The sequence below is a fragment of the Pseudomonas sp. R45(2017) genome (assembly GCF_002112305.1).
Taxonomy (GTDB): Bacteria; Pseudomonadota; Gammaproteobacteria; order Pseudomonadales; family Pseudomonadaceae; genus Aquipseudomonas; species Aquipseudomonas paraglycinae.
Map to the genome: position 1 here is coordinate 1 of NZ_NEHH01000011.1, position 16711 is coordinate 16711.

12 protein-coding genes and 1 pseudogene are annotated in these 16711 nt (G+C 63.3%); all 13 read right to left on the reverse strand.

Going from position 1 to position 16711, the window contains the following annotated elements; all coding sequences use genetic code 11:
- Window positions 1–207: pseudogene (locus CAF74_RS23435) on the reverse strand (type VI secretion system tip protein VgrG); the annotation flags it as partial.
- A 28-nt stretch (window positions 208–235) separates the two neighbouring features.
- The gene (locus tag CAF74_RS23440; protein ID WP_085747925.1) at window positions 236–1237 is read right to left on the reverse strand and encodes a serine/threonine-protein kinase; all 1002 of its coding nucleotides are present in this window, start codon (window positions 1235–1237) and stop codon (window positions 236–238) included.
- Complete coding sequence (locus tag CAF74_RS23445) at window positions 1234–1962, reverse strand: PP2C family serine/threonine-protein phosphatase (RefSeq protein ID WP_085747926.1); 729 nt, start codon at window positions 1960–1962, stop codon at window positions 1234–1236. Before CAF74_RS23445 ends, CAF74_RS23440 begins: the two co-directional genes overlap by 4 nt.
- Window positions 1962–5501: a type VI secretion system membrane subunit TssM gene (tssM, locus tag CAF74_RS23450; RefSeq protein ID WP_085747927.1), complete on the reverse strand. Its 3540-nt coding sequence runs from the start codon at window positions 5499–5501 to the stop codon at window positions 1962–1964. The genes CAF74_RS23445 and tssM overlap by 1 nt, the downstream gene beginning before the upstream one ends.
- A 13-nt stretch (window positions 5502–5514) precedes the next feature.
- A complete protein-coding gene (icmH, locus tag CAF74_RS23455) occupies window positions 5515–6390 on the reverse strand; it encodes a type IVB secretion system protein IcmH/DotU (protein ID WP_064600459.1) in 876 nt (291 codons plus the stop codon).
- Between the two features lie 5 nt (window positions 6391–6395).
- Entirely contained in the window at window positions 6396–7727 is a 1332-nt protein-coding gene (gene tssK / locus CAF74_RS23460; RefSeq protein WP_039765155.1) for a type VI secretion system baseplate subunit TssK, read from the reverse strand.
- Between the two features lie 2 nt (window positions 7728–7729).
- Window positions 7730–8230, reverse strand: coding sequence for a type VI secretion system lipoprotein TssJ (gene tssJ, locus CAF74_RS23465; protein WP_011336587.1), 501 nt, complete (start codon window positions 8228–8230; stop codon window positions 7730–7732).
- Window positions 8231–8235: 5 nt separating this feature from the next.
- The gene (gene tagH / locus CAF74_RS23470) at window positions 8236–9429 is read right to left on the reverse strand and encodes a type VI secretion system-associated FHA domain protein TagH (RefSeq protein ID WP_085747928.1); all 1194 of its coding nucleotides are present in this window, start codon (window positions 9427–9429) and stop codon (window positions 8236–8238) included.
- Window positions 9430–9447: 18 nt separating this feature from the next.
- Window positions 9448–9588 carry a hypothetical protein gene (locus CAF74_RS23475; RefSeq protein ID WP_003229566.1) on the reverse strand — a complete coding sequence of 47 codons (141 nt, stop codon included), beginning with the start codon at window positions 9586–9588 and terminating at the stop codon, window positions 9448–9450.
- Window positions 9589–9681: 93 nt separating this feature from the next.
- Window positions 9682–11208, reverse strand: a complete 1527-nt coding sequence (locus CAF74_RS23480; protein WP_085747929.1) for a sigma-54-dependent Fis family transcriptional regulator — start codon at window positions 11206–11208, stop codon at window positions 9682–9684.
- 10 nt (window positions 11209–11218) lie between these two features.
- On the reverse strand, window positions 11219–13876 hold the full coding sequence (gene tssH, locus CAF74_RS23485; protein WP_085747930.1) for a type VI secretion system ATPase TssH: 2658 nt from the start codon (window positions 13874–13876) through the stop codon (window positions 11219–11221).
- Between the two features lie 11 nt (window positions 13877–13887).
- Complete coding sequence (gene tssG, locus CAF74_RS23490; RefSeq protein WP_039765146.1) at window positions 13888–14895, reverse strand: type VI secretion system baseplate subunit TssG; 1008 nt, start codon at window positions 14893–14895, stop codon at window positions 13888–13890.
- Window positions 14859–16646, reverse strand: a complete 1788-nt coding sequence (tssF, locus tag CAF74_RS23495; RefSeq protein WP_011336593.1) for a type VI secretion system baseplate subunit TssF — start codon at window positions 16644–16646, stop codon at window positions 14859–14861. The genes tssG and tssF overlap by 37 nt, the downstream gene beginning before the upstream one ends.
- Window positions 16647–16711: the final 65 nt, after the last annotated feature.

The window sequence follows — 16711 nt, forward strand, 5'->3', positions numbered from 1 at the left end:
GCCCGAGCCCTGCGGATCGAGGGCGAGGAAGGCCTGTTTGTGCAGGAGTTTTTCCAGGTCCAGATCCGGGTTTTCGCTGACCAGTTCCAGGTCGAAACGGAACGGCTGGCTGATGCCTTCGGTGCCGGTGAACGACAGGACTTGCAGGTCGCCTACGTAATCTTCAACAGTCAGGCTGAAGTGCGTTTCGTTAGCTGGGTTGAACATAAAGTGCTCCCTGTTCGAATGTCATCCGTTACGCCCTCAGCCGCAAACGCTGCAGCCAGGACGAAGTGGCGCCCAAGGCGTCACGCAATTGTTCGGCAGAAATGTTGCGCTCCGCCGCGTCAAAGGCCAGCGCGGTGCGCAGCGCGGGCCAGCAGTGTGTCGGCAGATTTGCCGGGGCTTGCAGTTCGCGATCCAGGTGTTCGTCACGGGCCTGGGTCGAGGGCAAGCGGCGGAACGGGTGTTTGCCGCCCGCCAGTTCATAGATCACGCAGGCCACGCCGTACACGTCCGCGCTGGCCGACAGCGGTTGGCCCTCAAGCAGTTCGGGGGCGGCGTAGCCCGGAGTCCAGGCGTTGAAGCGCTCGCGGCTCAGGTGCGGCAGGCCGGGCAGGATGCCCTCCTCGGCCTGCCCGAGACCGAAGTCAAACAGGCGCACGCCGTCTTCGCTGAGCATGACGTTGCTCGGTTTCATGTCACCGTGCAGCACCCCGCGACGGTGGGCGTAGGCCAGCGCGTCGAGCAGCGGCAGCGCGATGTCGCGCAGTTCTTTCCACGGCAGGCCCAGCGGCCGCTCGCAGAGCAGTTTGTCCAGGGTCAGGCCACGCATGAGTTCCATGGTGATGAAGGCCCGCTGGCAATCGGTGTCGACTTCGAACGTGTGCGGTCGCAGCACGTTGTCGTGGCGCAGGCGTCGGGTCAGGGCGAACTCGCTGTAAAGCAAGGCACTGGCGTCCGGCGACTCGGCAAATTCTTCGCTGAGGATTTTCAGCGCAATGTAAGGATCGGGATCGCCGAACTGTTCGTGCAGCAGATCCCGGGCCCGGTAAACCGCACCCATGCCACCGGCCCCGAGCAGACGCTCGAGGCGGTAGCGGCCTGCCAGAACATCCGGCAGTGCGCCGACGCTGGCCTTGGTCGGCGCCAGCGCGGGTTCGGCGTTGTGCTGCTTGGCGAAGGCGAAGTAAGTCAGGTTGTTGGCCTGCTCTTCGCTCATCAGCAAGTCGTCGACTGAGGATTCGATTTCAGTCATTGGCGGATCACCACGGCCGTCAGGTTGTCGCGGGCGGCGCCCCGCAGGGCGCCGTCGAACAGACGTTCCAGCGCCACATGTGGCGCCGCCAGGCTGAGGGCGTTGCCGAGGGCATCGCTGCTCAGGCCTTGATACAAACCATCGCTGCACAGCAGGAACACATCGCCGGGATAGACCTCGAGCTCCAGCACATCCAGCGTCAGTTGTTCCGCCGCGCCGACCGCCCGGGTCAAGGCCTGGGCTGCCGGGTGCGCCGCTGCCTGTTCGACGCTCATCTGCTGCTCGTCGATCAGTTGCTGCTGCAGCGAATGATCCTTCGACAGCTGATACAACCGCTGCCCGCGCCACATGTAGCAACGGCTGTCGCCGGCCCAGATGCAGGCCGCGCGATTGCCTTCCACCAGCAGCGCCACGACGGTGCTGCCCATGATGCTGTCGTGGCGCCCGGGGGTGACGGTCAACTCCTGCCCCAGGCGCCGGTTCAGCCAGTGCAGGCACTGGCGGATGGCTTTGAGGCGTTCGTCGAAGTCTTCGTGCTGCGGCAGTTCAGCCAGGCTGGCGACGATCAACTGGCTGGCGATGTCGCCGCCCTGATGACCGCCCATGCCGTCCGCGACTACCCACAGCCCATGCTGCGGGGTGTCGAGGAAGGCATCTTCGTTGCGCGACCGCACCTTGCCCGGGTCGGTTCGCGCCGCGCTGCGCCAGGGACTGGCCACCAGCATCAGAGCTGCACCGGCATACGGAAGGTACGCAGCACGCCCATGTCGAACGGGTTCGGCGTGCGCTGGCTGGTCAGCAGGTAGTTGGCGCGCAGGCCACCTACGTCGGCTTTCAGCACCAGCACGTCGCGACCGGTCAGGTACTCCGTCTGCATCAGGTCGAACAGACGGAACAGCGACCACGGGCCGGAGTTCTTCTCGATGCCGATCGGGCGCCCGGCCATCTTGTCCATCACCAGACTAGTGCGACCGTCTTCAGCATCGGTCGGCCACTTGAAGCTCATGGGCAGGATCGGACCGTGGCGGTACTCCATGGTCTTGTCGCCGAACTTGAACTCGGAACGGCTGACCGCCGGATCGAGGGTGTACGGCTCCAGCTTGAACTGCACGGTCGGCTCGGCCGGGTTGATCGAGAAGAAGCTCTGGCGAATGTTCAGGGCCGCCGCCATCTGGTCGAGGAAGACCTTCGACACCGGCAGGCTGCGACCGTCGATGCTGCGCATCCGGTAGTTGCCCGGATCACCGCTGACGAACGGACGCATGTAGCTGTCGAAGAAGCGGTCGATGGTGCCTTGAGCGCGGAAGAACTCGCGGAAATCGCTGATCGCCACGTCGCTGGTGCTCGAGGCGCTGAACGGGTAACGCTTGTTGATGGTCTTGCCATACACGCTGTACAGCTCGTTCTGATAACGGCCGTTCAGGTACTGGTAGGCATCGTTGAGCACCAGGCGCCACGAGTCTTCGGCCAGCACGTTGAACCACACGCTCAGAGGACGCGGCAGACGACCGGACGCATTGCGCAGGTTGGTCAGCGCATCACGCTGGCCGCTCATGCGGGTCTTGGCCAGCTCGAACGCGGCCTGCTCCGGCGTGCTGGAACGGGCGAGGCCCGCCAGTTGCAGTTGCAGGTCGTTGAGCGCGGTGAAGGCCGGGGTCAGGTCAGCGGCCGGACCGTTGTTGTCGTCGAGCAACTTGTGCAGCGGTTCGAAGCGACGTTGCAGGGACTTCTTGGCGGTGTCCGGCAGGTTCTTCGCCACGTTCATGGCCGCAGCCTTGTCCGTCAACGCCGAAGCGAGTTTGCCGACCTTGCCCAGTTTGCCCTTCTGCCCCGCCAGCGCATCGGCAGCGTCACCTGCTTCATCCACCGGTTCAGGAGCTGCCGGAAAGCGGGTGTTCTCACGCACTTCGGTCAGCAGCGCCAGCACCGGCGAGTTGGCCGAGGTCAGGCCCGCCAGTTGCTCTGCGCCTTCACCGGCATCGCTGATCGGCGGCAGCGCCACCTGGCCAACGGCCTCGCTCCAGTAGTTGGCATAGTCGCGGAAGTACAGTTGCTCCAGCTCGACCATCAGGCGACGCAAGTCCATGTCGCTGATGCCCGCGCCTTCGCCCAGCACCCAGTTGTCGCGCAGGATGTCGGTCACCAGCGATGCGCCTTGGACCGAGAAATACTGCTGATAGCCTGTCTGGGTGTAGAAGCCCGGAATCACGTATTCAGTGCCAATGAACAGCGAGCCCTGCGGCCCGAGGTGCTGGCTGAAACGGTAATCCGGCAGGTTGCGCGCCTGCTCGCGGAGCATGCGGTAAACCACGGTCGCCAGCGACTCGCTGCGCAGGATCTGACGCGCCTGGGCCACCAGTTGCTCGTTGAGCGGATAGATAAACGGCTGCTGCAACAGACGCTCGAGGTGCGTGTTCAGACCGTTCTGCACCGCGGTGTTGCCGGTGTAGCGCTGCGACCAGTCCGCCGCGATCCAGTCCTTGAGCCATGCCGCGTCACGACGATCCTTCATGTTCAACATCAGGTACGCGCGCAGGCTGTTGATCAGCTTTTCGCGGTCCTTCATGTTGGCGCGGATCTGGCCTTCAAGCATCGTTGCAACGCGCGGCAGCAGTTGCTTTTCGAGCTCGTGCTCGTAAGCCTCCTTGACCACCGGATTGACGTCCTGGCCCTGATACAGACCCATCCGTTCGTGGTACGCCGCGTCGCCTTTTTTCGGAAACACCTGGGTGGCAGCGTAGCTGGTGTCGAGGGTTTTCAGCGTGCCCATGGCGTCATCGCGCGGCGACAGTGCCGTGCGTTGCTGCGTCCAGTTCTGCGCCAGATTGCGCAGGTTTTCCAGACGCTCGTAGTTGGCCGAGAAACCACCGGCCCAGAGCATGCCGAACAGGACCAGCGCACCCAGTGCGCCGACGTACAACGCACGCTGGCCCCAGTGGATGCGGCTGCGCTCGCGCTTGTCCAGACCGGCCAGATCGGCCTCGGGGAAAATCACCCGGCTGAGCAAGTGATGGATGAAACGCGAACGACCGCTGCGCAATGTCGGCAGCACGCCGGCGCTCATGCCCAGACTCGCGCCGATGCCGGCCGTGGTCGAATCCATTTCCTGAGTCAGGTGCGGTGCGCTGGTCAGGTAGAAACCACGCAGTTGCGTCGCACGCTGGTAGCGGTTGCCGGTGAACGCCATGTCGACCAGCAGGCACAGACGCTCGCCGATCTGGCCCATCTGGTGCGGGAAGTCGAGGATGCGGCCACGGCGCTGGGTGTCGCGCTCGGAGTGCATGCGCATGATCACCTGGCTGTTGAGGCGACGCAGCAGCTCTTCGAACTCGTTGCGCAGCACCGTCACGTCGGTGCCGACCTGATCCTTGCGGAAACTGGTGCCCAGCACCTGATCGCTTTCTTCGCGGGTCAGTTGATCGAAGAACTCGTCGAAGCCCAGCAGCTTGTCGGCCTTGCTCAGCACCAGATACACCGGCACATCGACGTGCAGCTTCTGATAGACGTCTTGCAGACGCGCACGCACCTGGCGGGCCAGGGTTTCGATGTCCTGTTCGCTGCCACCGGTCAGGGTTTCCACCGGAATGGTCACCAGCACGCCGTTCAGCGGACGACCGCGACGACGCTTGCGCAACAGTTCCAGCAAGGTGGTCCAGGCGCTGCCGTCGACTTCCGCATCCGGCTGGGTCAGGTAGCGGCCGGCGGTGTCGATCAGTACACCGTGATCGGCGAAGTACCAGTCGCAATGACGGGTGCCGTGGGTGTCGCGGGTCAGCTTGCGGTCGATCTTGTTGATCGGGAATTCCAGCCCGGAGAAGTCGAGCAGGCTGGTCTTGCCGCTGGCCTGCGGGCCGATCAGCAAGTACCACGGCAAGTCATTGCGCCAGCGCTCGCTGCGGCCGCGGTACAGGCTCGAAGTCTTCAGGGTTTTCAGGGCGTCCTTGAAACGCTCCTTCAACTCTTTCTGCTCTTCGTCGATCAACTCTTCGCGGCGGATACGGTCCTGGCCATCTTCGGTTTCTTCGACGGCTTTCTTGCGGATACCGGCGCGCCAGCTGACGAAGACCATGGTCAGGCCCCAGATCAGGAACAGCACGCTGATGGTCAGCAGGCGCGAAGTCGCGCTTTCCCAGAACTTGTAGTCATCCACTGCCAACAGCGGGCCGACGAACCACACCAGCAGCGCCACGAACAGCACCAGCAGCAGGGTCCAGACCCAGGTCTGGCGCAGGAAGGCGCCGACTTTCTTGAAAAACTTTTTCATCACACGTCCCTGTTTACGGCTGCGACTGCGGCGAGGCCGCGGCCGGATCAAGCGGCTGATAAGGTTGCAGAACGGTGTCGCGCTGCTCGCCCAAGACCCAGGCGAAGCCCGAATACATCATCACCAGACAGACGAAGGTGAACAGCACCACCATCCACGCCGGCACGATGCGCACCAGATTGCGGCGCTGATCGTTGAGGCCTTCCCACTGCGGCGACAATTCGCGCGGCACGTCGCCACGCAACTGACGGATCTGGCGGTACAGGGCGTCGCGGATGCCTTCGAGTTCCAGCATGCCGCGCGCCTGCACGCGGTACTTGCCCTCGAAACCGAGGGACAGGCACAGGTACATCAGCTCCAGCATCGGCAGGTGCTTGACCGGGTTTTTCGACAGCCGATCGAGCAGCTGGAAGAACTTCTCGCCACCGAAGGTTTCGTTGTGGAAGCTGCTGAGCAGGCTCATCTGCGACCACTCGCTTTCGTTGCCCCACGGCGTGGTCACGACGGCTTCGTCGACCACGGTGCAGAGCACATAACGGGCGGCCATCACCTGGCTGCTTTCGGCGCCGTTGTGCAGGGCGCGCACTTCGAACAGCTTGAGCCCGGCGGTCAGGCGCTCGTTGAGCGCGTAGAGGTCTTCGCGGGTTTCGCTGTGTTTGAGGCGCACCACTTCCGACAGCAGTTCGGACGACGCGGCCACCAGCGAATTGAGGCTGATGTTGAAGGCTTCCGCCGGGCGCAGGCGCGCGGCGTAGATCATCCGTTCTTCCAGTTGTTCGAAGCGCGGTGGCGCGGCGAAGTCGGTCAGCGGACTCGCCGCAGGGCCATGGCCCTGACGGTCGAGCAGGACGGTTTTGTCGTCCTGGTTGTGTTCCATGTCCTTGATCATGTCGGTCAGTTCCTGATGGCCCAGAATTTCAGTTCAAGCTCGGCGAATTCGCCGGACACATGGAACGCGAAGCCGCCGGAGCGCTCGAGTTGTGCCAGGTCTTCGGAACTGAGTTCGAGGATGAAATAGGTTTTGTTGGAGTGGAACGCGATCTGCCGCGGGGCCACCGGCAACGGTTTGACCTTGATCCCCGGCAGGTGCAGGTTGACCAGTTGGCGGATGCGCTCCACCGGGCCGACCTTGAGGTGCGCAGGCAAGCGATTGCGCAGTTCTTCGGAGTCGCAGTTGGCACTGGCTGCCAGCACGAACGACGCCGAGCCCAGCAGTTTGTGGTCGTGCAGCGGCGACACGATGATCCCGTACTGACGCGCTTGCAGGATCAGTTCGATGGCGTGCTGTTCCAGCACCATCGACAGTACCTGACGGATCGACTCCATCAGTTTGCGGAAGCTCGCGCCCTGGTCGGCGTGGGAGTAACGGCTGTCCAGACGCGGGCGTTTGCTGTCGCTGGAGAAGGTCGCCAGATCGCCGAGCATCGTCAGCAGCGTGCGGTACAACTCTTCCGGGTGAACCTGCTCCAGGCCGAGGTAGTGGCGCAGCAGCAGTTCGGTGCGGTTGATCAGTTGCAGCATCATGAAGTCGCCGATTTCCGCGCCGCCGACCTTGCCGTTCGAACGAATGCGCTCGGCAATGGTGTCGCCCCGGTGACCGAGCATGCTGATCACTTCTTTCAGGCACGACAGCAGGTAGCTGGAGGCGTGGGCCTGAATGTAGGTCGGCACGAAATCCGGATCGAGGCTGATCACGCCGTCCGGTGTGGTGTCGAGCACGTCGCAGATTTTCAGCTTCACGTAGGCCTGGTCGCTCTGCTGCTCGCCGAGCAACAGCTTGAAATCCGGACGGCCGCAGCTGACCTGGCTGGCGGAATCATCGCCGGCGTTGGAGTCGGCGACTTCGGCGTCATACGCGGTGTACCGCGCAAGAACGTCGGACTGCTCCGGGCGACGGGCCTCGATGTGGTTACCGGTGACCAATGGCAGCGCCAGGTAGATCGGCGTGTTGCCGGTGTTCGGCGGCACGTCCAGCGCCAGCGGTTCGGTGTTGCCGCCGAGTTCGAACAGGCTGCCGTCCGGCAGGATCCCCGAGGCTTCACTGATTACCAGTTTGCCCATGTTGAGGAACTGCAGGTCGATCTCCAGATTCAGGAACCCCCAGGTGTAGCCGCCCAGCAACCGGGTGCGGGTCTTCATCTGGTGATCGTAGTAGCGGTCGTTGTGCTGGAAGTGCTGCGGACGCAGCAGCATGCCTTCCTGCCAGATGACTTTATGGGTATTCATGATCAGTCATCCGCCTTGGCGAGCACTTCGTTGGTCTTGCGGATACCGGCCTGATCCAGGGTCAGATCGGCTTCGGTGACTTCCAGCGGCGTGATCGGGAACGTGTGGCGCCATTTGGTTTCCGGCAGGTCGCGGTATGCGGCGAGGATGCCGATGAAGCGGCTGCCCTCCTCCACGCTGAGTTTCAGCTCCACGGTTTCACCCGGGCGCAGTTCGAGTTCTTCGCTGGCCACCAGATCCGGGTTGAGGGATTCCTTGGCGCGCTCGTAGAGGCTGAAGAAATCGGCGTTCTCGAACGTCACCGGGTGCTTGAGTTCGAACAGGCGCACCACGATCGGCGACGGACGACCGTTGAGGTCCGGGTTCAACTGATCGCTGCCGGTCAGCTTCAGGTTGATCTTGGTCACTTTCGAATACGGCGACAGCGACGAGCAACCGGCGAGCAGCACCAACAGGGTGAGCGCGGTCAGCGTCTTGAAAAAAGCGGTCGAGCGGCGAGACATGCGCATCATCCTTGGTGGTCGGTGTGGAGGGTGGAGATCAGGCGGATCTGTTCTTCGTAGGCCTGGGCGAAGTCGCGGGCCAGCAGGCGCTCGCTCCAGTCGTCGTCCTGACGCAGCGCATGGTGGTAGCGGTTGAACGCTCTCCAGCGGCCGCCGGCGGTGGCGAGCAACGGCTTGTTGTCACGCTCGAAACGCAGGGTCAACTGCTCCGGCGAGAAGTGCTCCAGAGTGCCGCGCACCGCCGCGCGGCTGGCGGTCAGCAGCGCCACCTGATGCGCCTGCAAATCGCGGAACGCCCGGGAGATCGCCTGCTCGGCCGGCAAATGGCCCGGCTTGTGCGGTTGCAACAGGATGTCCAGCGCTTCGCTCGGATCGACGGCGAATTTCAGCGGATTCTTGTTGGTGCCTTGCACGGTGGTCTGGGCCAGACGCAGCTCGTTCTTCAGCTCGGAACGGGTGCGCAGGCTCTGTTGCAGACCGCCGATGCTCTGGCGCAGCAGACGTGCGGCATTGACCGCCAGTGCTTCGCGCTCGTCATGGCTCAGGCCTTTCAGATCGACACCGAGGGCCGCGCCGAATTTATCCCAGAAGGTTTCGCTCTGACGCTCGACCGCTTTCGGTGCCGGCGCAGGCTCAGGCTTGGGCTCGACGATCAGCTCCGGCACCATCAGGCTTTCCATGTCGATGCGCGCGTAGTCGGCGCGCTGACGGGAGTCTTCAGGATCGGTAACCGGCGCGAGCATCTCCTCGAATTCCGAGTACACGCGCTCTTGCTGCTCCAGCGACTTCAGCGGGTCGAGGTCGAGGAACGCGTCGTCCGGGATGATGGTGCCGGCGGCGCGTGGCTGGCCGACTTCACCGTCGAACGTCGCCGGGTCGCGCACCAGTCGCGCACGAATCTCGAAGTCGCCCAGCACGTAGGTGCTGCCGTGCTCGATGCGCACCGGTTCGCCCTTGTGCAGGCGTGCGCCGCTGTCGCCGTCCTGAACACCGTTGCTGCTGGTGTCGGTCAGGAAAAACGTGCCCTCGCGATAGCTGACAATCGCGTGGTGATTGGACAAGTGACGCTTGCGGTCAGGGATGATCCAGTCGCAGTCCTCGCCCCGCCCGATCACGCCACCGGCCTGTTTGAAGGTCCGCTGGCACAGCTCGGTGGGCACGAACTGCTTGGTGTTCAGCATTTCGAAAACCAATTCCATGTTTGATGCTCCTTGCGGTCACTTGCCGCGATTGACCGCCTGCGGATCACCCAACGGGCGGTAATCGTTATCGTTGAATTTGTAATTGCCGCTGCAACCGCCGAGGCCGCATAGAACGACGAGGGTCAGCAGGACAGCGTGCCAGTGACGAACAGACATCAGAGGGTCTCCAGGTGTAGACAAAGCACAAAGCGCCGACCCTCACGGGCGGCGCTAAAATAGGTGTTCGAGGTGAATCCGACGGACTTTTGCCTACCCATCGAAATCTCCCAGATTGATGTTCAAGCGGCCGAGCCGGTACAGCAGCGTGCGTCGCGGCAAGCCCAGTTCACGGGCGGCGAGCGTCTGGTTGCCGTCGTTCTTGCGCAGGCAATCGAGCAGCAGATTGCGTTCGACCGCTTCCAGTCGTTCGCGCAGATTGAGGCCGCAGTGGTCTTCCGGCACCGGCGCCGATTCCAGGCGCAGCGAGAAATGCTCCGCCAGCAACTCGCCGCCCTCGCACAACAACACTGCGCGTTCGACCAGGCCTTTGAGTTCACGCACGTTGCCGGGAAAGGTGTAGCCGGACAGGTGTTCAAGCGCCGCGTCCGACCAGCGCACCGGATCACGTTGCAGGAAGGTGCAGGCCTTGTCGGCGAAGTGTTTGGCCAGGTCGAGGATGTCGCCTTCGCGCTGACGCAGGGCCGGCAACTCGATCGGAAATTGCGCGAGACGGTAGTACAGGTCTTCGCGGAATTTGCCTTCGCTGACCAGCACCGACAGATCGCGGTGCGTCGCGGCGATGATGCGCACGTCGATCTTGTGGGTGTCGTTGGAGCCCAACGGACGGATCTCGCCTTCCTGCAACACGCGCAGCAATTTGGCTTGCAGCGACAGCGGCATGTCACCGATTTCATCGAGCAACAGGGTGCCGCCATTAGCCGCATCGAACAGCCCGGCGCGGTCGCGATCAGCCCCGGTGAACGCGCCTTTGCGATAGCCGAACAGCTCGCTCTCCAGCAAGTTTTCCGGGAACGCCGCGCAGTTCTGCACGATGAACGCCTGGGACCGGCGCGGGCCGCAATCGTGGATCGCCCGCGCGACCACTTCCTTGCCGGTGCCGGTCTCGCCACGCAACAGCACGGTGTACGGGCTGTGCAGGACTTTGCTGATCAGCGAATAGGTCTGACGCATCGCCGCGCTCTTGCCGATCAGGCCATAGCCACTGGCACTCGGCAGGCTGCGCACGACCGGCGCGGCCGCATCCACTGGCTGGCGCAGACGTTGCAGCAGATGCAGCTGACCCAGCACGAACGAGCCGAGCTGGCCGAGAGAATCGGCGAAGCCTTGCAGGTTGATATGTCGACGGCTGGCGCACAGCAACAGGCCTTCGACAGCCTTCTGCTGATTGACCAGCGGCACGCACAACAGCGACTGCCACGGCGTGGACGATGCCGGCAGAAAGCTGGTTTCGTGCAGGCTGCCGCCCAGGTCATCGAAGCTCACCACGCGGTTCTGGCACAGGGCGAACTGCAACAATTGCTCGCCGTTGTAATCCGCTGGCAGGCTCGCCGCGCTGCGCGGTTGCAGCACGCCGTCGAGGCATTCGGCGTTCATCCCCAGCGACGTGTGCGTGGCGTCCAGCAAGTACAGCTGCGTCAGTTCGCAACCGCTCAGCCCCGCCAGACCGCGCACGAAGTCACCCAGCAGCGCAGCACCGTCCGCCGCGCGCGACAGGCTGGCGAACTGCGCCAGCAAGGCTTCGGCATAGAGCAGTGGCTGCGGCACTTGAGTGAACATCACACTCACCTCAGGCGAACTCGCAGGTCACGCTGGCTTCGCCGTCGAGCGTCGCATGCACGCGCTTCAGGCTTTCACCGGTGGCCATGGCGTCGAGCAAACGGTCGGCCACCAGCGGCAGCACGTGCTGGTCGAGCAAATGGTCGATCAGGCGCGCACCGCTTTCGCTTTGGGTGCAGCGCTCGGACAGGTGATCGACGAGGTTCTGGCACCAGGTGAAATCCAGCTGGCGACGGTTCAGACGCTCGCCCAGACGACCGAGCTTGATCTCGATCAGCTCGCGCAGCACCGGGCCGCCAACCGGGTAGTACGGCACCACTTTCATCCGCGCCAGCAGCGCTGGCTTGAAGTGTTTGCTGAGCACCGGGCGAATGGTTTCTTCCAGCACTTCGGCGGTCGGACGCGCACCGTCTTCGCAGAGGTCGCTGATCTTGTCGCTGCCCAGGTTCGAGGTCATCAGGATCAACGTATTGCGGAAGTCGATCTCGCGCCCTTCGCCGTCGTTGGCCACGCCTTTGTCGAAGATTTGGTAGAACAGATTGAGCACGTCCGGATCGGCCTTCTCGACTTCATCGAGCAGCACCACCGAGTACGGCTTCTGGCGCACGGCTTCGGTGAGCATGCCGCCCTCGCCGTAACCGACGTAGCCTGGCGGTGCACCGATCAGGCGGGAAACGGTGTGTTTCTCCTGGAACTCGGACATGTTGATGGTGGTGATGAAACGGTCGCCGCCGTACAGCAGGTCGGCGAGTGCCAGTGCGGTTTCGGTCTTGCCGACGCCGCTCGGGCCGACCAGCAGGAACACGCCGACCGGTGCGTCAGGCTTGTTCAGGCCGGCAGCGGTGGCGCGCATCGAGCGATCCAGGGCGTGCACGGCTTGTTCCTGACCCCGAATGCGGGTGCGCAGGTCGGTGGCGAAGCTGGCGACCTTGGCGTTGTGCTCGCGGGCCAGTTGCGCCAGCGGCACGCCGGTCCAGGCGCTGATCACTTCGGCTACCAGACGCGGGCAGACTTCGAAGCTGACCAGACGCTCCTTGACCTGAGCGGCGGTCAGGGCGCTGTGGGTTTCGTTGAGTTGCGCTTCCAGCGCTTCGACGCTTTGGCCTTCTTCAACCTCGGCAGCAACGGTTTCGATCACCGTGCCTTCGGCGTCTTCTTCAACAGTCACTGTCGGCTCGACCGCAGCGGCTTCGCGGGCCTTGGCCAGTTGCTGACGCAGTTCCAGCAGGCGCTCGGCCAGTTGTTTCTGCTCGGTCCACTGGGTTTCCAGTGCGACCATTTCGGCTTCGGCTTCGTCCAGACGCGCTTCCAGTGCCTCCAGCGCTTCGTGGTCGATCAGCAGACCGGCTTCGGCATCGCGGCGCAGGGCCTGACGCTGACGGCCACCTTCAGCCAGTTCGCCACGCAGGCGCTCCAGGCTTTCCGGGGCGGCAGCGAGGCTGATGCGAACACGGGCGCAGGCGGTGTCGAGCACGTCGACAGCCTTGTCCGGCAGTTGGCGTCCGGCGAGGTAACGGGCGGACAGTTCCGCTGCAGAAACCACCGCGTCATCGCGCAGGTAGATGCCGTGGCTCTTTTCGTAGACCTGCGCCAGGCCACGCAGGATGGTCACCGCTTCGCTCACGGTCGGTTCGTGCAGCTGAACCGGCTGGAAACGACGGGCCAGCGCCGGGTCTTTCTCGAAGTATTTCTTGTACTCGGCCCAGGTGGTCGCGGCGATGGTGCGCAGTTCGCCGCGCGCCAGTGCCGGTTTCAGCAGGTTGGCCGCGTCGGAACCGCCGGCATTGCCGCCCGCGCCGATCAGGGTGTGGGCTTCGTCGATGAACAGGATGATCGGCTTCGGCGAGGCTTTGACCTCGTCGATCACGCCTTTCAGACGACGTTCGAATTCACCTTTGACGCTGGCGCCGGCCTGCAACAGGCCCATGTCCAGCGACAGCAGCTCGACGCCCTTGAGCACCTGCGGCACTTCACCGGCAGCGATGCGCGAGGCCAGGCCTTCGACGATGGCGGTTTTACCGACACCGGCTTCACCGACCACGATCGGGTTGTTCTTGCGGCGACGGGCGAGGATGTCGACCATCTGGCGGATCGCGCCATCGCGGCACAGCACCGGGTCGAGTTTGCCGTCGCGGGCCTGTTGGGTCAGGTTGTGGGTGAAGCGCTCCAGCAGCGATTCGCCCGGGGCGGCCGGCTTACCGTTGGCCGCTGCCTGAGGCTGTTGCGACAGGGCAAATTCCTTCAGGCGATCGATGTTCAGTTTGGCCAGCAACGGCTGGTAGCGGCTGCCGGCGTAGCGCATCGGGTTGCGCAGCAGCGCGAGGATCAGCGCCGCGTCTTCGACCGAGGTCTGGCCCAGTTCAAGGTTGGCCACCAGCAGCGCGTCCTGCAGCCACTGCACCAGTTCCGGGGCGAACACCGGGTTGCGCGAAGCGCTGTGCTCGACCCGCGATTGCAGGGCGGCGCTCAGCTCGCCGGCATCAACATCGGCATCCTGCAGCGCGCGGGAGAGCAGACCGTTCGGGCGCTCCAGCAGGCCGAGCAGCAAGTCTTCGACCAGAATCTTGCTGCCGCCACGGGCCACGCAGCGCTCGGCCGAACGCTCCAGATCGCGACGGGTTTCGGCGTCCAGCGCCTGGATGAGTTGTTGCAGGTCTACGTTGATCATGGCTCACGTCCTTAATGAATTTTGCTGCCCAGGGTCACCACGCCGTCTGCTTTCTCGCAGCCCAGCCAACTGGTCCACCCCAGGCGACAGTCGTTCTTCTCGCCAATGCGCAGTTCGCGGATTTCTTCCGGGCGCAGCACCAGGCGAATGTCGTAATCGAGCGGGTCACGCAAGGTGAACCGCACCAGCGCGCAAAGCGGCTGGTAACCGAAACCGATGGGCAGGAATTCGTGGAAGCGTTCCCAGTCGAGTTCGGTGATGTGAATGCGGAATTTGCCGCTGCGATCGCGCACGCGTTCGCCCAGCACCAGGTCTTCACCCAGTACGCTGTTGGCGAAGCCGAGGCGGTTGCGCTGTTCTTCGAGGATTTCCACGCGGCGCTCGATGCACTGCTCGATGACCAGGTCTTCGTGCTTGAAGTAGTAACGCAGCACCGCTTCGATCAACGCCGCCGAGTGCGCCCGCAAGCTGAGCAGGCCGAGGTACGGCAGCAGGCGTTTCCAGTTCAGTTCCTTGGCCTTGCGAATCTCGTCGCCGCCGAGGCCGATCAGGGCGAACAGCTGCGAGGAAAACGGGTCGACCGCGCCGCTCTGGAAGCTCGCGCGGTAACGGTATTTGCGCCAGATCGGCAGCATCAGCCGTTGCAGGCGATGGTGGAACAGGTCGAGGAAGTTGCGCGTCGGGTTGCCGTCTTCGCTGTCGCCCAAGGCTTGCTCGCCATAGAACGCCGGCAGCGGCGAGCCGGAACCGACCAGACCGATCAGGTTGAACCGCAGGCGCGCGCGCATCTGCCCGTGCTCTTCAAAAAACTCCACGCGATCGACGTCGCTGCGCGGAAATCCGAGGCTCGGGTTGGCCTGGAATTCCAGCTGGTCGTACAGATCGTCTTCGCTCAGGTACGGGTGCGCATCGCGCAGCCGGTCGATCACCAGCAGCACGGCCTGAAACAGCGAGTACTCGCGTATTACCTTCGTCAGCCCGCTTAAAGCAGGGGCTGCAGGCCCATACGTGGTGTCCATTGGTACACCTCTCCCTGTGTGCTTTTTACCCGCAGCTCATGGAATGAATTGAGACTGGCGTAAAGCGCGAAAAACTCGTTGAGAACCGAGGCGAAGACGAACAGGTCGCCTTCGCCGATATACCCTTCCGGGTCGATGGTCAGTTCGGTGCGCAGACCGCGCACCGGCAAACCACGGTGCAAGCGGTCCACGTGGTGATGCTTGATGTGCTTGAGACCGCCGAGCAGGCGTTTGCTGACCTTCTCCGCGTGCTGGTCGTAGTAGCGCGGCAGGTCGTAGGTTTCGAGAATCACCTTCAGTGCATTGACGTCGGCCAGCGACAGATAGTTAAGCGACATGTTGCTGATCAGCTTCCACAGGAAGTCACGGTTCAGCGGCGGCGCAAAACTCGAAGTGGCCGGGGTGATGTTGCGGAAACTCAGGAACTCCGGGGTCTCTTCGCAGGCCATGCAGATCTGCCCGAGCTTGAGTTTGCGCGGCAGGTTCTGGTTGGTGCAGACCAGCTCGATCGACAGGGTTTCATGGGCTTCGGTGTGGCGGATGCCGAAGCTCAGGTAGGTGTCGAGGCCGTCGTGCAGCAGCGACGAGCGCTGGCGGATGCTGTAATGCGGACGGCTGTTGGGCACGTCGAAACTCGGATCGTGCTCGAAGGATTCGAACGGCACGTATTCCTGATAGCCGAGGCCGCCGGGCTTCCAGCCGGTCACGGTTTCCACCGAGAACACGCCGCAGTTTTCCAGATCGTATTCAGCCGGCAGCAGCAGGTATTCATCCTGTTTGCCGTCGAGGCGGATCGGCAGTGCGTCGTGCTTGAACAGGTTGACGATCGGCGTGCAGAACAGCTTCACGTTATCCAGGGTCGGACGCATGCGCATGATGCCGCTCTTGCGGATGTCGAAGCGCAATTCCAGGCCACGCATCTGCTTGAGGGTGTCTTCCGGCAGTGCCTTGAGAATGTCCAGACCGTGGACATCGACGAACAGGAACTTGTCCTGGAAGGCAAAGTATTCCTGCAGATAGCGATAGCCGCGGAAGGTGTTCAGCGGATACGGGATCAACGCTTCTTCTTCGGCAAAGCCCACTGGTTTGACCCGGTCACCCGGGATCTTGAACGCCATCGGCTTGCCGCTCACGCCATCGATCGGCTTGCCGGCGCCGTCGAGCGGGATCAGTTCGATGCCGTCGAGGTTGCGCAGCAGGCTCAGGTAGAGCATCTGGCTGATGTAGCGCTCGCCGGCAAAGTGCAGGCGCAGCTTGCTCAGCTCCAGCTCGCCGAGGTGGCCATCGGCACTCATCTCCAGGCGCAGGCTGAGCAGCGAACCATCGCCCTTCACCGAGTAGTTCAGCGCGGCCAGATCCAGCGCCATGACTTCGGTCGGGTAGCAGGTGCGGAAGCGGCAACGCACGTCTTCGATCGGCACGCTTTCGATCGGCGTGTCACGCTCGACCTTCAGCGCCGGCCCGGAACGCTTGAGCGGGTCGAACTGCAGAATGCTGAACGCCGGCAGCGGCCGCATGTAGTTCGGCCACAACAACTGCATCAGGGAATGGCTGAGCTCCGGCAACTCGTCATCGAGCTTCTGGCGCAGCCGCCCGGTCAGAAACGCAAAGCCTTCCAGCAACCGCTCCACATCCGGATCCCGCCCGGCCTGCCCCAGGAACGGCGCCAGCGCTGGACTACGCTCGGCGAAACGGCGGCCCAGTTGGCGCAGTGCGGTGAGTTCGCTTTGGTAGTAGTGGTTAAAGGACACGGGTTACCTGCCTGGTAGTGGAACTCATGGAATAACTGTCCTGTGGATTACGCTCGATGCCTGAC

Bases quoted from the DNA above. Each gene is read 5' to 3' on its own strand.
- tssH (WP_085747930.1), bottom strand. From the start codon at position 13,876: ATGATCAACGTAGACCTGCAACAACTCATCCAGGCGCTGGACGCCGAA.
- tssJ (WP_011336587.1), bottom strand. From the start codon at position 8,230: ATGTCTCGCCGCTCGACCGCTTTTTTCAAGACGCTGACCGCGCTCACC.
- CAF74_RS23445 (WP_085747926.1), bottom strand. From the start codon at position 1,962: ATGCTGGTGGCCAGTCCCTGGCGCAGCGCGGCGCGAACCGACCCGGGC.
- CAF74_RS23475 (WP_003229566.1), bottom strand. From the start codon at position 9,588: ATGTCTGTTCGTCACTGGCACGCTGTCCTGCTGACCCTCGTCGTTCTA.
- tssK (WP_039765155.1), bottom strand. From the start codon at position 7,727: ATGAATACCCATAAAGTCATCTGGCAGGAAGGCATGCTGCTGCGTCCG.
- icmH (WP_064600459.1), bottom strand. From the start codon at position 6,390: ATGATCAAGGACATGGAACACAACCAGGACGACAAAACCGTCCTGCTC.
- tssG (WP_039765146.1), bottom strand. From the start codon at position 14,895: ATGGACACCACGTATGGGCCTGCAGCCCCTGCTTTAAGCGGGCTGACG.
- CAF74_RS23480 (WP_085747929.1), bottom strand. From the start codon at position 11,208: ATGTTCACTCAAGTGCCGCAGCCACTGCTCTATGCCGAAGCCTTGCTG.
- CAF74_RS23440 (WP_085747925.1), bottom strand. From the start codon at position 1,237: ATGACTGAAATCGAATCCTCAGTCGACGACTTGCTGATGAGCGAAGAG.
- tagH (WP_085747928.1), bottom strand. From the start codon at position 9,429: ATGGAATTGGTTTTCGAAATGCTGAACACCAAGCAGTTCGTGCCCACC.
- tssM (WP_085747927.1), bottom strand. From the start codon at position 5,501: ATGAAAAAGTTTTTCAAGAAAGTCGGCGCCTTCCTGCGCCAGACCTGG.